The following is a 16285-nucleotide window of genomic DNA, read 5'->3' as shown; positions in this document are numbered from 1 at the left end:
GATCCGGGGGGCTGTACCGGTGACCCCGCCGCACCCGGCTGGTGAGCTTTCCGCCATGACGAAGGCAATCTCGGTACGCAGCGCGACAGCGGTCGCGCTGCGGGCGGTGACCAGGGAATACGGCACCAAGGGGGAACGAATCCGGGCGCTCGACGGGGTCAGCCTCGGCTTCGCCGCCGGATCGTGGACGGCCGTGATGGGCCCGTCGGGCTCGGGAAAGTCGACCCTGTTGCACTGCGCCGCCGGGCTGGAGCGGTGCACCAGCGGCCAGATTCTGCTGGCGGGCCGTGACACCACCACGGACATCACCGCGGCCGGGGATGCCGAGCTCACCGCGCTCCGCAGGCGGGACATCGGGTTCGTGTTCCAGAGCTTCAACCTGATCGGTTCGCTCACCGCCGAACAGAACGTCGCGCTCCCGCTCCGCCTCGGTGGGCGGCGGGTGTCCACAAAGGACGTTCGTGCGGTGCTGGCGAGCGTCGGCCTCGGCGACCGGGCGCGGCACCGTCCTCGCGAGCTTTCCGGTGGCCAGCAGCAGCGGGTGGCCATCGCACGCGCCATGATCACCCGGCCCGCCGTGCTGTTCGCCGACGAACCCACCGGCGCGCTCGATTCGAAGGCGGCGCGGACGGTACTGGGACTGATGCGGAACCTGGTCGAGGCCGGGCAGACCATCGTGATGGTCACCCACGATCCGGCCGCCGCGGCGAGCGCGGACTCGGTGGTCTTCCTCTCGGACGGCCGCGTCGTCGACCAGATCGCCCGCTCCACCGCGCACGAAGTCGCCGCCCGCCTTGCGCGGATCGAGAACGGCACGGGGGTCTGAGCGATGTTCCAGCTGTCCCTGGCGACCTTTCGTGAGCGCCGCAGCCTGTTCGCCGGTGCCGTCCTGATCGTGACCCTTGGCGTGGCACTGGTCCAGTCCTCGCTGCTGATCCTGGTCTCCGCCGCGTCCCCGGTACTGCCGCCGGGCCTCTCGCTCCAGGACGCGGAGCGGCTGCGCGACGGCTATTCGGCCGCGGTCGCCCTGCTGGCGATGATGCTCGCGATCGCGACTTTCCTGGCGGTCTTCATCGTCGCCTCCACCTTCGCGTTCACCGTCGCGCAGCGGCGTCGCGACCTCGCACTGTTGCGCCTGACCGGCGCCGGCCGTGGCCAGGTCCGGCGCCTGCTGCTGTCCGAAGCGATACTGCTCGGCCTGATCGGGACGCTCGCGGGGGTGCCGGCCGGCCTCGTGGTCCAGCGGTGGCAGGCGGCGTTGCTGGTCGGCCTGGACTTCCTGCCCCCGGACTTCTCGGTGCGCTGGCAGGGCTGGATCCTGGCGGTCTCGGCCGGTATCGGCGTGGGGATCGCCGTGCTCGGTGTGCTCGCCGCGGCGCGGCGAGCGTCCAAGGTACTACCGCTGGAGGCACTACGGGATCTGGGCGAGGCGGCCAAGGTGATGACCGGTCCCCGCTGGTTCTCCGGAATTCTATTTCTCGGGGGCGCCCTCGCCTTGGTGATCCTCACACCGGCCTCGTCCGACGAAGCCGCGATACCGTTGGCCGTCAACGGGGCGATCGCCGCGGCGGTGGGGCTGAGTGTGCTGAGCCCGCTGGTGGTTCCGTTGGCAGGCCGGGTACTCGGTCTTTTCCTGCGCCGTTCGACGCTGGGGATGCTCGCCCAGGCGAACCTACGCGACGGTGTGCGGCGTAGCGCCTCCACCGCCGCGCCGCTGCTCGTCCTGGTCGCGCTCGTGCTGAGCCTTTCCGGGACGCTGGGGACGATCTCGGCGGCATCGCGGGCCGCCCAAGCACAGAACACGGCGGCCGACCTCGTGGTGGAGTCGGCCGGGCCGGTGCCGCACGACGTGCCAGGCGTCGCCGTGGCGTCGGCGGAGACGCCCGTGACGATGACGATCACGAGCTACGACGCCAAACAAAAGGCCAAGACCAAGAACGTCCGGGCGCTCGCGGTCGACCCGGAGTCCTACGCGAAGGTCCATCCGCTCACGCCATCGTCGCTCGCCGACCTGCGCGGAATGACGATGGCCATGACCGAGAGCCATGACGATTCACTCGGAGACCTGGTCCAGGCCACTGTCGGCGGACGTGATCTGCGACTGCGGGTTGCCGCGATCCTGCCGGATCAGGTGAACGGCGGCCCGGGTGTGCTCATCCCTCGCGAGGTGGCTGCTTCTTCCGACGACGGCGCCTCGACGGAGACGCTGGTGCGTCTCGTGCCCGGCGCCGATGCCACGGCCGTCGCCGCCACCTACCGCACCGCCGGGGCCCGAGTGACGACCATCGCCGACTGGCTCGAGGCCTCGGCCTCGGCCCAGGAGGCCATGAACACCCGGATCATGGCCGTCCTGTTGGGCCTTTCCGGCGGGTACGCGGTGGTCGCGGTGATCAACGCGATCGTGATCGCGGGTGCCCAGCGGCGGGCCGAGTTCGCGGCGGCCCGCGCCTCCGGTCTGTACCGCGGTCAGGTGGTGCGGATGGCGCTCGTGGAATCCGGCGTGGTCGCCGCGATCGGCGTGGGGCTCGGCACGCTCGCGGCGGCGGGCCCGCTCACCGGGATCGGGCGGGCGATGAACCGGATGAGCGGCACGCAGGTGTTCTTCGTGCCGTGGGTGCCGTTCCTGCTCATTCTGGCGGGCACCGTCCTGACCGTGAGCGTGACCAGCGTGCTCACCGCACTGTCGGCGACGAGGCCCGCGCCGGTCACGCTCCTTGCTGGGGAAGGCCGGTGAACGGGTTCAGGCGGAGTCGCGGATCACCAGGTCGGTGTCGAGGATGACGCAACGCGGAGGGGCGGGGCTTCCGGCGATCATGGCCAGGAGTTCCCGCGTCATCCGCGCGCCCATTTCCTCGATGGGCTGGCGGATCGTGGTCAACGGCGGATCGGTGTGCCTGCCGATGGGGGAATCGTCGAAGCCGACCACCGCCACGTCGTCGGGAACCTTGCGCCCGGCGCGGCGCAGCGCGCGCAGTACACCGAGGGCCATCAGGTCCGAAGCGGCGAAGATGGCGTCCACGTCCGGTCTTCGTTCCAGCAGCCTCCTCGTCGCGTGCTCGCCCGAGGCCTGGCCGAAGTCACCGAAGACCACGAGCCCGTGGTCGGACCGGTCGGCCGCGGCCATGACCTGCCGGTAACCCTTGAGCCGGTCCGCACCGGCGGGCATGTCGCGGGGACCGGCGACGGTGCCGATGGTGCGCCGCCCCTTCTGGATCAGGTACTGCACCGCGGTCTGCGCTCCGCCGCAGTTGTCGGCGTCGACGTAGGAGAAACGGCCTTCGCCTTCACCGAAGACGGGCCTTCCGCCCAGTACCACGGGAATGCCCACGTTTTCCAGGTCGAGCGGGCGCCTGCCGTGCATGCTCACGCACAACGCGCCGTCGACGTGCCCGCTGCTGAGGTAGTGCACCGCGGACGCCTGATAGTCCTTTGTGGACGGAACGGTCAACAGGACGAGTTGCATGCCCGCCGCGGTCAGCTCGCGGGTCGCGCCGAACACCACGCGCGCGAAATACGGGTCGGCGAACAATCGCAGCCCTTCCTCGCACACCACGAACGCCACGGAACGCGTCCGTGGTGGTGTGCTGGTCATCCTGGCCGCGCGTCGTCGCACATAACCCAGCTCCGCCATCGCGGACTCGACCTGCTTGCGGGTTTCGGGCCGAACTCGCGGAAACCCGTTGAGCACCCGGGATGCCGTTGCCGACGACACGCCGGCAGTGCGCGCGACATCGGCCAGGGTGGGCCGGGTGTCGGGCAGCTCAACAGTGGTCACGCCCACCTCCAACACGAAAAATATTCATACGAAATACACGGTTTGTGACCGTGCTTTTACAGCCTATCGTGCAAAGGACGCGGCAGAACGTTTGGCGAAGGTCTCGTCCGATCCCGCACAAAACCGCACTGCAAGTTTCACCCGGCCGTCACCGGGTTGCCGGTCTGCCGACCGACTGGTAGCGATCATGTGATCGCTTTTGGCGGGTATCCGGCGGTGGGTCACCCCCGGGTTTTCCTCTCGCATCGCTCCACTGCTTCCTGTTCGCGGCACGGGCGACGATGGTGATGGCGCCGGTGTCCCGGTTCAACGTGCCACCCCGAACCGGCAGGTGGTTTCGGTCGCGATGGTGAAACTTACATGGCTGACCCGTGTTCAACCGGGGCTTCTTCGCAACTTCTTCGCGTGAAGGGGTGGTAACGCGTTGATCTCCGCCCTGCGCGACTTTCGCAGACTCTTAGGGTAGCCTTACTCACGAGGTGTCCGGGACGGCACAGGAGTCGACAGGAGTTCGCATGCCGGGAAAGGCCAGGCCGGTGACCCGTTTGCGGGTCCTGCGCACGGAGCGGCTGACGCCGCACATGATCAGAATCGTGGCCGGGGGCGACGGCTTGGCGTCGTTCACGCCCAACGAGTTCACCGATGCCTACGTCAAAGTGCACTTCCTGGTGCCGGGCGTGGCCTATTCGGAGCCGTTGGACCTCGGCACGATCCGCGCCGAGCTGCCGCGGGAGCAGTGGCCGAAGATGCGCAGCTACACGGTGCGGCAGTACGATCGCCACGCGGGTGAACTGTCCATCGACTTCGTGCACCACGGTGACCAGGGCGTGGCGGGCCCGTGGGCGGCGACCGCGAAGCCCGGCGACGAACTGCTGATTTCCGGTCCCGGCGGGGCTTACGCCCCCGGTGACGAGGCCGACTGGCACCTGTTCGCGGGCGACGAATCCGCCCTTCCCGCCATCGCGGCGTCCCTGGAAGCGTTGCGGCCCGGCGTTCCGGCCTATGCGTTCATCGAGGTCGCCGACGCTTCGGAGGAACAGGTCCTGGCCACCAAAGCGGACGCGCAGATTCGCTGGCTGCACCGATCGGCGGGCTCCGGTCTGGTCCGCGCCGTGCGGGAAATGGAATTCCTCCCCGGTACCGTGCAGGCGTTCGTGCACGGCGAGGCCGGTTTCGTCCGTGAACTGCGCCGCCATCTGCTCGACGAACGCGGAATGCGTAAGGACCTGCTCTCGATCTCCGGTTACTGGCGCCGCGGCGCCACCGACGAGGAATGGCGGGCCGAAAAAGCGGCTGAGAGGGCCGCCGGAGATCGCTGAGCCGGTTTGGCGAAGGCAGGCGTGGTTTCCTGCTTGCCCGGGCTCGACCCTGGTTAATATGGCCGAGGTCTGCCCAGGGTTTGGTCGGCACCTGATGTATGAGGCTTGGCCTCGTGGCCGGCGCCTCCGTGCGGGTGCCGGCCGCGGTGACGTGCAGAGTGCTGGGTATCACCCGGCAGGCCTACTACCAGTGGCTTCGTGATCCGGTCTCGCGGCCGGCGATCGTGTCCTGGATCGAGACGGAGTACCACGGTCGAGTTTGAGCGGGCGCCCGTAGGCGTGACCGTGCCGCACAACGCTTCGGCGTGCCCAGCCATCCGCTGTGCCTCTTTGGAGTTGAGGTTGAGGATGTCTCGTAGCAGCGCGACCGTGTGGTGATGGAGACCCCGGCTGGTCGCGATACCCCGGGCCTCGTTTCGGCCACCAGCACCAACTCATCCCGGTAGATCCGGCGCCGCCGGAACTCCGCCTCCCGCAACGCATCCAGCCCCGCCGTGTCACTCAGCGAGGACACGTGCTCCGGAGTCAATCCGCCATGTCCACAGTCTACCGGCGTATCGAACTGATGTTTTACACACTTTCGGGTACAATTAAGCCGAGCGAACGGACCATTCGCGCGGCCAGGTAGGCCGAGAGCGGCCAATGCGCCGGTTCATGATGCCGGCAAGCAATCTCGTCTGGTGCCCACCATGAATGATCGTCGAGCCTGACCATCCTGCGAAGCCCGGCAACCGACCGTCATGCCGGGCGGCTAAGGTGGGCCGCGACGCGATCCGGATTGTGAGGCGTGTGCATGGCTGTCGAAAGAAGTTTCGATATCCCCGTCGAGTACCAGGATCTGGTGCATGCCCGCCGTGGCGGCCCCACGGTGCCGAGGGTGGAGAGGGGGACTGACGCGGTCCTGCGGGCCAGATGTGCCGAGAGAGAGTCCATTGTGGACTTCGCGCTGGCCAACCCGCGCAGCGCGCCGGAGCGCGTCAGCGCTGTTCAGGACTTTCGCTCGGGCAAGCCGGATGCGGTCGGCGCGGCGGCGCTGGTCTCCCTGTTGCCGGGCCAAGGGGAGTGCGAGGCCGAAATCGCGGACGGCCTGGTAGTCGAGCACGGGCTTGTCTTCGCCGCCGACGCGATCGCCGCGCTCGGCGCGGTGGCGGTCCACGCCCATTGGGACAAGTATGCGCCTGGCAACCAGGTCAACCATGAACTGCGAGTGGTGGAGCCGCACGCGCCGCCGTTCGGACGCTGGCAGTTCCGCCCGTGGGCCTATGAAAGACCGGCCAAACGGGTGCGTGCGTTGCTCGCGGTGGCCTCCGAGGCCGAGTACGACGAAGCCGAACGGGTGCTCGCCCGGCGTCGCGACCACGACGCTTGCCGGGTCATCGTGTCGTACCTGATGCCGCACCGTCAGGACTGGGTCGACGAAGCCATCGAACGCCTGCTCGCCAACGAAGCCATGGCTCCCTACGAATGCCTGTGGGCCATGCTGCTGCACTCTCTGGATTCTCACGAACAGCTCAAAAAGTTGCTGCGGGCCAAACCGGGCATCTCGCGCAACCTGCGTGACCCGAGCACCTTGTGGACTCTGGCCGAGCGGGTGGGGCCCGCCTTGGTGCCGCATGCGGTCGCCGCGTTCGACCGGAAGCCGGTGAAGGACCTGCTGAGGCTGCTCGCGGTGCTGGATCGCCCCAAAGCCTTCGAACTGCTGCTGGCCGGTTACACCCACGAATATCACGAGGCCGCGCTCGAACTGCTGAACACCGACCCCGCCGACGCGCTGCGGCGGTTGTCAGCCGCGGCAGCGGCCGGTAAAACGGGGACGGCCGCGCAGTTGCTCGCCGATCTCAAACTGGCCGATCCCGCGCTCGCGGCCCACGTGCTCGGACCCGAAGCCGTGGCCCGGATGCCGCAAGCACCCCCGGAGTCCCTGCCCGCGCCCCTGGTGACCCCGCCGTGGCGCCGGAAAGGCAAGGCGGCCAGGCAGGCGGTGATCACCGGTCTCACCCCGAACGTGGAGCCCCGCATGACCTGGTTGCCGGGCGAGTACGAGGAGTACTCCGGTTCGGCCCATCGTTATCACTGGCAGCGTTACACGGACTGGGAAAGGGCCGCAGCCGCCATCCGGGCGGGTGAGCACGACACCCACGCTGCGGTGTCGCTGATGGTCTCCGGACCCGACGAGATCACCCTGTCCCTGCTCGGCGAATGGCGGGCGAACTGGCCTTACATCTACGACGACGTGGTGAAACTGCTGGCGGCGCGGTATGAACTGGCCGCCCTGCCCTTCCTGCTCCGCGCGATCAGGACGTCGTTGCGCAGCTTGGTACCCCTGCTGGGGCCGTTCCTGCACCTCGACGTCGCCCGCATGATGGCGCATTGGGTGGCGACGTCGAAGTCGGTCCGCCCGGACGCGGTGGGCTGGCTGGCCCGGCATGGTGCGGACGCGGCGGCGCTGTTGGTGCCGGACGCGGTGGGCAAGGCCGGAGTGCGACGCCGGTGCGCCGAAACGGCCCTGCGCGCGATGAACCGGAACGATGTCCTGACGGCCGCACGGAGTTACGGCGAACAGGTGAGGTCCGCGGTCGAGGCCATCCTGGAGATGGATCCCCTCGATGTGGTTCCGGCGAAGATGCCGGTCCCGGGCAGTTGGGCAGACCCCCGGGTGTTGCCGCAGATTCCGTTGACCGGTAAGGATTTCGCGCTGCCCGACGAGTCGGTTGCCCATGTCCTCACCATGCTCGCGCTGTGGGACGGCGAAGAAGAACATCCGGGCCTGGAAGTGGTCAGGCAGGTCTGCGACCGGGCCGGGCTGGCCCGGTTCGTGCTGACGGTGTTCCAGCGATGGCTGTACGCCGGGATGCCGTCCAAGGACGGATGGGCGCTGGCCGCGCTGGGCAGCCTGGGCGACGACGATGCCGTGCGCGAACTGGTCCCGCTGATCACGACCTGGCCGGGGAGCGGCGGGAATGCCCGCGCCGTCGCCGGTCTGGACGTCCTCGCACGGATCGGCACGGACTTGGCGCTCAGCCGGCTCCACGCGATCTCGCTGCGGACGAAGTTCAAGGCACTCAAGGCACGCGCCCGGGAAAAGATCGGCGCGGTCTCCGTGGAACGCGGTCTGAGCACCGAGCAACTGGCCGACCGTCTGGTGCCCGATCTCGGACTGGACGGCCAGGGGGATCTCACGCTGGACTACGGTCCGCGCCGGTTCGTCGTCGGCGTGGACGAGCAGCTCAAACCGCGGATCACCGACGCGGACGGCAAACAGCTCAAGACGTTGCCCAAACCGGGCGAAGCCGACGATCACGAACTCGCGACGGCCTCGTACAAACGCTTTTCCGGGTTCAAGAAGGACCTCCGTGCCTTGGCCGCCGATCAGGTGAACCGCCTGGAACGGGCCATGGTGGACCAACGCGGCTGGACGGAAGACGAGTTCCGGACGCTCCTGGCCGGCCATCCCGTGCTGGGCCGGCTGGTTCCGCGACTGCTGTGGCTCGCCGACGGCGTCCCGTTCCGGGTGAACGGCGACGGCAGGACCGTGGATGTCACGGACGGCGAACGGGATCTGCCTCCCGGCGCGATGGTCAGCTTGGCGCACCCCGCGCTGCTGGGCGAGCAGACCGCACAATGGCGGGACGTGTTCGCCGCGCGCCGGATAAAGCAACCATTCCGGCAACTGGATCGTCCGGTGTTCACGGCCGGCGCGACGACGGTCGACCAACTCGTGGGGAAAGAGGTTTCTCCGCGTGGTGTGCTCGGACTTCGCACGCGGGGATGGGAAATCGACGACGACTTTTACGTCGCGGTTGTCACTCGCCCGTCGCCCACCGGGTGGTCCGCGATGGTCGCCTTCGACCCGCCCTTCGCCCGGGGAGACATCGACAGCCTGGAGACGCGACGGCTGGAGAAGATCACCTTGGCCGACGGGCTCGGCCCGGTGATGTTTTCCGAGATCCTGGCCGACCTGACCGCGTTGACTTGAACCTCAGGTGGCGAGCTTGCCGATGATCTCCTCGCCATACGCGGCCAAAGTGCGCTCCCGTTGGTCGTGCATGAGGTAGACGGCGAACTGGTCCACGTCCAGCGCGGCGAGTTCTTCGAGGCGTTCGACGTGCGCGCTCGCCGGGCCGAGCAGGCAGAACCGGTCGACGATCTCGTCGGGCACGAAGTCCGCCGAGGGATTGCCTGCCCGGCCGTGATGCGCGTAGTCGTAGCCCTCCCGCCCGGCGATGTAGTCGGTCAGCTCGCGGGGGACCGGTCCCGACTCGCCGTAGCGGGTGACCAGATCGGCCACGTGGTTGCCGACCATGCCGCCGAACCACCGCAACTGCTCGCGCTGGTGCGGGAGATCGTCGCCGATGTAGGCGGGCGCGGCCACGCACAGGGTGATCCCGGCGGGATCACGGCCCGCCGCCCGTGCCGCTTCGCGCACCGAACCGATGGTCCATCGCGCGATCGCCGGGTCGGCGCACTGGAGGATGAAGCCGTCGGCCTGCTCACCGGCCAGGCGCAGTGCCTTCGGCCCGTAGCCGGCCATCCACATCTCCAACCGTCCGTCACGCACCCAGGGAATGCGCACCGGTGTCCCCCGCAGGATCGCTTCCCGTCCTTCGGCGAGTTCCTTCACCACGTGCATGACTTCCCGTAGATTGTCCAAAGTAGATGGTCGCAGGCCGACGACCCGGTGTGCGGAGTCGCCTCGGCCGATCCCGCATACCGTCCGGTTGCCATACATCTCGTTCAGCGTCGCGAACAGCGACGCCAGTACCGACGGGTCCCGGGTTCCCGGATTGGTCACCATCGGGCCCACCGTCATCGACGACGTGGCGGCGAGGATGCGCGAGTAGATCACGAACGGTTCCTGCCACAGCACGCAGGAGTCGAACGTCCAGCCGTAGGAGAAGCCACGGTCCTCGGCCAGTTTCATCAGCCGCACCACCTCCCGCGCGGGCGGATCGGTCTGCAGCACGACACCGAAATCCACGGCCACGAACCTCCTAGGTCAAATACTGGCAGTGTTCGCGTGGCAGGAACTTCCCGTGGCCGCCACGGCCGCTGAAACCGGAGGGCGAGACGATCACCGTTCCCCGCGAGAGCACCGTGTCCACCTTGCCGGTGATCTCGAAACCCTCGTACGCCGAATAGTCCACGTTCATGTGGTGCGTCTCCGCGGAAAGCACCTGCTTCGCGTTCGGGTCGTAGATGACGATGTCGGCGTCCGACCCCGGCGCGATCACGCCCTTGCGCGGGTACAACCCGAACATCCGGGCCGGTGTCGTCGAGCAGGTCTCCACCCAGCGCGCGAGCGAGATCTCCCCGGCGACGACGCCCTGGTGCAGGAGGTCCATCCGGTGCTCGACGCCGGGCATGCCGTTGGGAATCTTGGAGAAATCGTCGCGGCCGAGTTCCTTCTGCTCCTTGAAACAGAAGGGGCAGTGGTCGGTGGACACCACGGACAGGTCGTTCGTGCGCAGCCCACGCCAGAGGTCCGCCTGGTGCCTCTTCTCCCGAAGCGGCGGCGAAGCCACGTACTTGGCGCCTTCGAATCCGGGCCGTGCAAGGTCCTCAATGGACAGGTAGAGATACTGGGGGCACGTCTCGGCGAAGACGTTCTGTCCACCATCACGTGCCTCCGCGACCGCGGACAGCGCTTCGGCCGCGGACAGGTGCACGATGTAGAGCGGCGCGCCGGTCACCTGGGCCAGCCTGATCGCCCTGGCGGTGGCCTCACCCTCCAAAGAGGACGGACGGGTCAGTCCGTGGTTCACCGGTTCGCTGCGCCCGGCGGCCAGCGCCTGCGCCACCAGTTCGTCGATCGCGATGCCGTTCTCCGCGTGCATCATGATCATCGACCCGGTTTCCCTGGCCTTCTGCATCGCCCGCAGGATCTCGCCGTCGGTGGAATAGAACACCCCGGGATAGGCCATGAACATCTTGAAGCTGGTGACTCCCGCCTCGGCGCAGGTCTCCATCTCCTTCAGCGTCGTGTCGTTGACATCCGACACGATCATGTGGAAGCCGTAGTCGATCGCGCACTCACCGCCCGCCTTGTGGTGCCAGCGATCCAGTGTCGCGGTCAGTGTGCTTCCCTTGGCCTGCACGGCGAAGTCGATGATCGTCGTCGTTCCGCCCCACGCGGCGGCCTCGGTGCCGGTGGCGAAGGTGTCCGCCGACTGGGTACCGCCGAAGGGCATCTCCATGTGGGTGTGCGCGTCGATTCCGCCCGGCAGCACGTATTTCCCGGTGGCGTCGAGTATGTGGTCGGCGTCGGTCAGGAAACCGGGTGCGGTGACGGCGGCGACCGTTTCGTCCTCCACCAGCACGTCCGCCGGGCTCGCGCCGGTGGCGCTCAGCACCGTCCCGCCCTTGATCAGAGTTCGCATCGCGAGAACCTCCTCAGGGTGCGACCAGCGGGCCGTAGGAGTCCGGACGGCGATCGCGGTAGAACGCCCACAGGTTGCGGACTTCGTCGAGGGCGTCCATGTCCAGGTCTCGCACCAGGAGTTCCTCCTCGGTGTCCGACGCGGCGTCTCCGACGAGCTGCCCGCGCGGGTCGGCGAAATAGGTCTGGCCGTAGAACTCGTTGTCGCCCAACGGTTCCACGCCGACCCGGTTGATCGCGCCGACGTAGTACTCGTTGGCCACCGCCGCCGCGGGCTGCTCGAGGCGCCACAGGTACTGCGACAGCCCACGGCTGGTCGCCGACGGATTGAACACGATCTTCGCCCCCGCCAGGCCGAGGGCACGCCAGCCTTCCGGGAAGTGGCGGTCGTAGCAGATGTAGACCCCGATGCGCCCGACGGCCGTGTCGAAGACCGGGTAACCGAGGTTGCCGGGGCGGAAGTAGAACTTCTCCCAGAACCCCTTGACCTGCGGGATGTGGTTCTTCCGGTACTTGCCGAGGTAGGTGCCGTCGGCGTCGATCACCGCCGCGGTGTTGTAGTAGACCCCGCTCTGCTCCTCTTCGTAGACCGGCGCGACGACCACGATGCCGTGCCGCTCGGCCACCTCCTGAAGAAGCCTGGTGGTCGGCCCGTCGGGGACCGGCTCGGTGTAGGAGTAGTAGTCGGAGTCCTGAACCTGGCAGAAGTACGGACCATAGAACAGTTCCTGCAGACAGATCACCCGCGCACCCTGCGACGCGGCGGTGCCGATCAGGTGTACCGCGGCTTCGGTCATCGATTCCTTGTCACCCGTCCAGCGCTGTTGCGCCAGGGCGGCTCTGACCATGTTGCTCACTCGTGTCCTCCTTCACCAATCCGACCAAAAGTAGGCGGAGACGCCTCCGCGGCCGATCTGCTTGTAGACACCCGTTTCCGCCGTGGCTGTGGTCGGATTGGTGAAGAACGGCGCAGTACTTGAGAAAGCGCGAGGTAGACGACGAAGCCGCCCACCAGGCCGGCCACCCAGCTGTAGTCGTAGAGCGGCTTCAGGAATGGGATGAGACCACCGGCCGGGAACGGGCCGTCGGAACCCGGTGCCGTGTACGCCCCGCCGACCGCGAGCACCGCGCCCACCAGCGAGGCGACCAGCGCGCGCCAGTTCCACCCGGCGCGGAACCAGTACCGCCCGCCTTCGGTGTACAGCCCGGCCAAATCCAGTTCGGTCCGGTTGACGACCCAGTAACCCGCGATGAGCACGCCCGCGACGGCGCCGAGGATCCCGCCGTAGAAACCGAGCCAGGCGAAGATGTAGATGGCCGGGTCGGAGTAGAGCTTCCACGGCTGGATCACCACGCCGATGACACCGGTGAGCAGCCCGCCGAGGCCGAAGGTGATCCGTTTGGGGAAGGCGTTGGAGAAATCGTAGGACGGGCTGACCACGTTCGCCGCGAGGTTCGCCGAGATCGTCGCGAGCACCAGCGCGACGAGCGCGATCACCACGAGCACGGGACTGGAGAAGTGGTCCGCGAGTTGAGCGGGGTCCCAGATCGCCTGGCCGTAGAGCAGCGCGCCGCCGGAGGTGGTCAGGATGGCCACCGCCGCGATGAACGTCATCGTCGTCGGCAGGCCCAGGATCTGCCCGCGTACCTGCTTGGCCTGGCTGCCTCCGAACCGGGTGAAGTCCGGCATGTTGAGCGAGAGCGTCGACCAGAACGCGATCATCGCCATCAGGGACGGCGCGAACACCTTCCAGAACGGTGTGCCCCAGCCCAGTTTCGACGGCTCGGCCAGGATCGGCCCGATCCCGCCTGCCTTCACCAGGACGTAGCCCAGCAGGATCAGGAATCCCACGGAAACCAGGGGAGCGGTCCAGTTCTCGAACCGGCGGACGGCTTCCATCCCGCGCCAGATGATGAGCATCTGGACCACCCAGAACACCACGAACGACAGCCAGAGCGTCCACGGCTGACCACCCAGGCTCGCCGCGTTCCGCCAGGCCGGGCCGATGAGCTTGCCGAGCAGGATGTAGATCGCCTCGCCGCCGACCCAGGTCTGGATGCCGAACCAGCCGCACGCGATGAACGCCCGCAGCAGCGCGGCGAAGTTCGCGCCTCGCACGCCGTAGAAGGCGCGGGCGAACACGGGGAAGGGGATGCCGTACTTGGTGCCCGCGTGACTGTTCGCCAGCATCGGCACGAGCACGATGAGGTTGCCCAGGGTGATGGTGATCAGGGCCTGTACCCAGTCCATCCCCAGCGCGATGAGGGAGGCGGCCAGCGCGTAACTGGGAATGTTGTGCGCCATTCCCATCCACAGCGCGAAATAGTTGTAGGTGGTCCAGGTGCGCCGCTCGACCGGCACCGGGGCCAGTTCGTCGTTGATGAACCGGCTGCCGTCGATCGAGAAGTCCTGGCGCAGATCGACCCGGCCGTCGGGCCGGGTGATCTGGGTGAGCTGGGTCATTTCTTCAATGGTGCGCGCCCGTGCCGCCGGAGGGGATTTACAGAGTGTTCGGCATTGGCCCGCTCGTCACGCACTTTGTCGATTGCGCCCGGCACCGGCCGGTGCATCGGCCGGTGCCGGACGTCATCGGCCGCAGACCCTAGCAGCCGATGGTGTTACAGGAAGGTAAGAGGGGGTCAGAAGCTGAAAATCTTGCCCATGGACACGTTCGCGGAGCACTGGTTGGGATAGGTGTGGGTGAACTCCACCGGCTTGCCGTGCCAGTCGCCCTTGGCGGTCACGGTCACGGGTGCGTAGTTGGCTGGGCAGAACATGGCCTCCCCGCGGGGAATCTTCAGGAAGTCTCCGTCTGCTTTGGACAGTACGTCACACACCATGGTCGGATCCGGATGGGTGCCGGAAACTGGATCACAGGTCACCGTCGCCGAGACGGGCGCTCCGAATTCGGTTTGCACGGTGAGGGTGAGTTCACAGCCGGGGGTGGCCGCCGGGCCCATGCTCAGCGCGAGCGCGGAGAGCGCGGCCGGGATCAAGGTTGGAAGAGGCATGACTGAGATCGTGGCACCGTTCGTCACCGCGTAGTGCTACCCGGTCGTGTGAATTCCGTTTTTCGCGGATGTTTCGAAGGGCGGCGCCCGTCGTGACGGGAAAAATCCCAGGTCGCCGGGTTTGGTGCGAGGCAAGGAAAATGTACGTTACAAGTGCGGCCGTCAGGCCATGTCGTGCGCCAGAAGTGCCACATACAATGAAAGCATCGATTCGGGGTCTTCCAGCGCCACGCCCAGAACCTGTTCTATCCGCGCGAGTTGCTGGTAATAGGCCGTTCGCGAGATGTGCGCGGCGGCCGCGGCGGCGGAGACGTTCCCGCCGTGTTCGCAGTAGTGCCGCAAGGCCCGCATCAGGCGTGTCCCCGAAGCGGCGTCCCGCGACAGCAGGGGACCCAGTTCGCGCGCGGCGAAGGCGCGGACCCGGTCGTCGTCGGCCAGCAACTGCAACAGTCCGCGCAGCCGCACGTCCTCCAACCGGTACACGGCACGCCGGGAAGCGGAGTGCAGCGCGGCCGTCGCCACCTGGGCGGCCTCGGCCAGGGTGCGCCGCGCGTGTTCCGGACTGTCCACTGTGGTGCCCGCGGCCAGCACGCTCGGGGTGCGGGACGGGGTGACGGCGGCGGACAGCCTGCGCAGCACGGCGTCCACGTTCGCCTGCGGGGAAAGGGAAAGCAGCGCGCACACGCTCAAGTCGTCGACGAACGCGACGAGCGCCGAGACCTTCGCCCTGCGCGTCGCCAGTGCCGTGGCTTCGGCCAGTTCACGCAGGATGGCCGGGACCGACGCGGTGGGTTCCCGGGCGTCCGTGAGCCGGGGCCGGATCGCCACACCGACCAGCCGCCGCCCGCTCAGCGGCACACCCAGGGCGGACGCGCGGGCCAGCAATTCCGGTGACGGGACCGGGGACGCCACCAACCGCTCGAGCACCGCGCGGTGCGCCTGCCGTTCCAGACCGTCGGTTTCCCGCGCGACGAGCCGGTGCACCGCGAGCGCGGACGCCGCCCGCTCCGCCACCACGACGTGCCGGTACGGCGGCTGTTCGTCGAACAACACCACCAGCCGGCCCCAGTCGTGCCCGCGCGCACCCACGACGGTGACCAGCCAACCCGCTTCGGGGTGGTAGCCGGTGCGCTCGGAAAGGTGGACCGCGCGCGATCGCGCGGGCCAGCCGGCGAGGAGTTCGGCCGGGTCGGTGCCCGCCGCGTCGTAGGCGAGCACTTCACGGGCAAGGGTTTCCAGCACCGTGGGACGTTCGGTCAGCCGGACCACCTCGCGCAGCACCGCGTCCGGTTCGGCGCCGGAGACGGTCAGGTCCGTGAACGTCTGGTGCACCTGGTCCGCGGCCCGCAGTTCGGCCACCTGCGCGTCGACGATCAGACCGTTCACCGTCTCCGTCACCGAAACGTAACGGGTTTCGCGCGACAGCGTGACCAGCGGCACGGTGTTGCGCTCGGCGGCTTCGATCAGTGCCGGTGGCAGTGCGTGACTCCAGTGCCGCACCAGTTCCACGACCAGTCCGGAAACGCCCGCGGCGGCCAGGTCGTCCAGGTAGGCGGACAGCGCGGCGGGATCGTCGGGCAGTGCGATGCCGGTGGTCAGCACGAGTTCGCCGCCCTTGAGCAGGTGACCTATGCCGGCGGCCTCGGCGACGTGCACCCACCGCACCCGTGCGCCCAGACCCTCACCGCCCGCGACCACACACGGGCGCCCCTGCCGGATGACCGGCAGGGCGAGCACCTCCGCGACGGTCGGGTACACGATCAGACTGTACGGCCGGAAACGCTAGTCCGTACACATTGCTCG

General features: G+C 68.0%; 12 protein-coding genes. 5 read left to right on the top strand and 7 right to left on the bottom strand.

Annotated features, from left to right (window positions below):
* Positions 1 to 55: 55 nt before the first annotated feature.
* Both ACFSXZ_RS27180 and ACFSXZ_RS27175 read left to right on the top strand, forming a co-directional pair.
* The gene (locus ACFSXZ_RS27180; protein ID WP_378268036.1) at positions 56 to 826 is read left to right on the top strand and encodes an ABC transporter ATP-binding protein; all 771 of its coding nucleotides are present in this window, start codon (positions 56 to 58) and stop codon (positions 824 to 826) included.
* A 3-nt stretch (positions 827 to 829) separates the two neighbouring features.
* A complete protein-coding gene (locus ACFSXZ_RS27175; protein WP_378268035.1) occupies positions 830 to 2734 on the top strand; it encodes an FtsX-like permease family protein in 1905 nt (634 codons plus the stop codon).
* Between the two features lie 6 nt (positions 2735 to 2740).
* Here ACFSXZ_RS27175 and ACFSXZ_RS27170 read toward each other — a convergent pair whose 3' ends face one another.
* The gene (locus tag ACFSXZ_RS27170; protein WP_378268034.1) at positions 2741 to 3775 is read right to left on the bottom strand and encodes a LacI family DNA-binding transcriptional regulator; all 1035 of its coding nucleotides are present in this window, start codon (positions 3773 to 3775) and stop codon (positions 2741 to 2743) included.
* A gap of 515 nt (positions 3776 to 4290) precedes the next feature.
* On the opposite strand from ACFSXZ_RS27170, the gene ACFSXZ_RS27165 reads away from it, so the two are divergent.
* The 3 genes from ACFSXZ_RS27165 (at position 4291) to ACFSXZ_RS27155 (ending at position 9070) form a co-directional block, all read left to right on the top strand.
* On the top strand, positions 4291 to 5094 hold the full coding sequence (locus ACFSXZ_RS27165) for a siderophore-interacting protein (protein WP_378268033.1): 804 nt from the start codon (positions 4291 to 4293) through the stop codon (positions 5092 to 5094).
* A gap of 113 nt (positions 5095 to 5207) precedes the next feature.
* The gene (locus ACFSXZ_RS27160; RefSeq protein ID WP_378268032.1) at positions 5208 to 5357 is read left to right on the top strand and encodes a hypothetical protein; all 150 of its coding nucleotides are present in this window, start codon (positions 5208 to 5210) and stop codon (positions 5355 to 5357) included.
* Between the two features lie 530 nt (positions 5358 to 5887).
* On the top strand, positions 5888 to 9070 hold the full coding sequence (locus tag ACFSXZ_RS27155) for a DUF4132 domain-containing protein (protein WP_378268031.1): 3183 nt from the start codon (positions 5888 to 5890) through the stop codon (positions 9068 to 9070).
* A gap of 3 nt (positions 9071 to 9073) precedes the next feature.
* Here ACFSXZ_RS27155 and ACFSXZ_RS27150 read toward each other — a convergent pair whose 3' ends face one another.
* The 6 genes from ACFSXZ_RS27150 to ACFSXZ_RS27125 form a co-directional block, all read right to left on the bottom strand.
* Complete coding sequence (locus ACFSXZ_RS27150; RefSeq protein WP_378268084.1) at positions 9074 to 10072, bottom strand: TIGR03842 family LLM class F420-dependent oxidoreductase; 999 nt, start codon at positions 10070 to 10072, stop codon at positions 9074 to 9076.
* A 13-nt stretch (positions 10073 to 10085) separates the two neighbouring features.
* The gene (hydA, locus tag ACFSXZ_RS27145) at positions 10086 to 11471 is read right to left on the bottom strand and encodes a dihydropyrimidinase (protein ID WP_378268030.1); all 1386 of its coding nucleotides are present in this window, start codon (positions 11469 to 11471) and stop codon (positions 10086 to 10088) included.
* Positions 11472 to 11484: 13 nt separating this feature from the next.
* Positions 11485 to 12327, bottom strand: a complete 843-nt coding sequence (locus ACFSXZ_RS27140) for a nitrilase-related carbon-nitrogen hydrolase (protein WP_378268029.1) — start codon at positions 12325 to 12327, stop codon at positions 11485 to 11487.
* Positions 12324 to 13934, bottom strand: coding sequence for an NCS1 family nucleobase:cation symporter-1 (locus ACFSXZ_RS27135; RefSeq protein WP_378268028.1), 1611 nt, complete (start codon positions 13932 to 13934; stop codon positions 12324 to 12326). Before ACFSXZ_RS27135 ends, ACFSXZ_RS27140 begins: the two co-directional genes overlap by 4 nt.
* 176 nt (positions 13935 to 14110) lie before the next feature.
* Positions 14111 to 14482 carry an SSI family serine proteinase inhibitor gene (locus ACFSXZ_RS27130; RefSeq protein WP_378268027.1) on the bottom strand — a complete coding sequence of 124 codons (372 nt, stop codon included), beginning with the start codon at positions 14480 to 14482 and terminating at the stop codon, positions 14111 to 14113.
* 162 nt (positions 14483 to 14644) lie between these two features.
* Positions 14645 to 16240, bottom strand: coding sequence for a PucR family transcriptional regulator (locus ACFSXZ_RS27125; RefSeq protein ID WP_378268026.1), 1596 nt, complete (start codon positions 16238 to 16240; stop codon positions 14645 to 14647).
* Positions 16241 to 16285: the final 45 nt, after the last annotated feature.

It is taken from the genome of Amycolatopsis pigmentata (genome assembly GCF_042684065.1).
Classification (GTDB): domain Bacteria; phylum Actinomycetota; class Actinomycetes; order Mycobacteriales; family Pseudonocardiaceae; genus Amycolatopsis_E; species Amycolatopsis_E pigmentata.
This window is presented reverse-complemented; position numbering and strand designations above follow the sequence as displayed.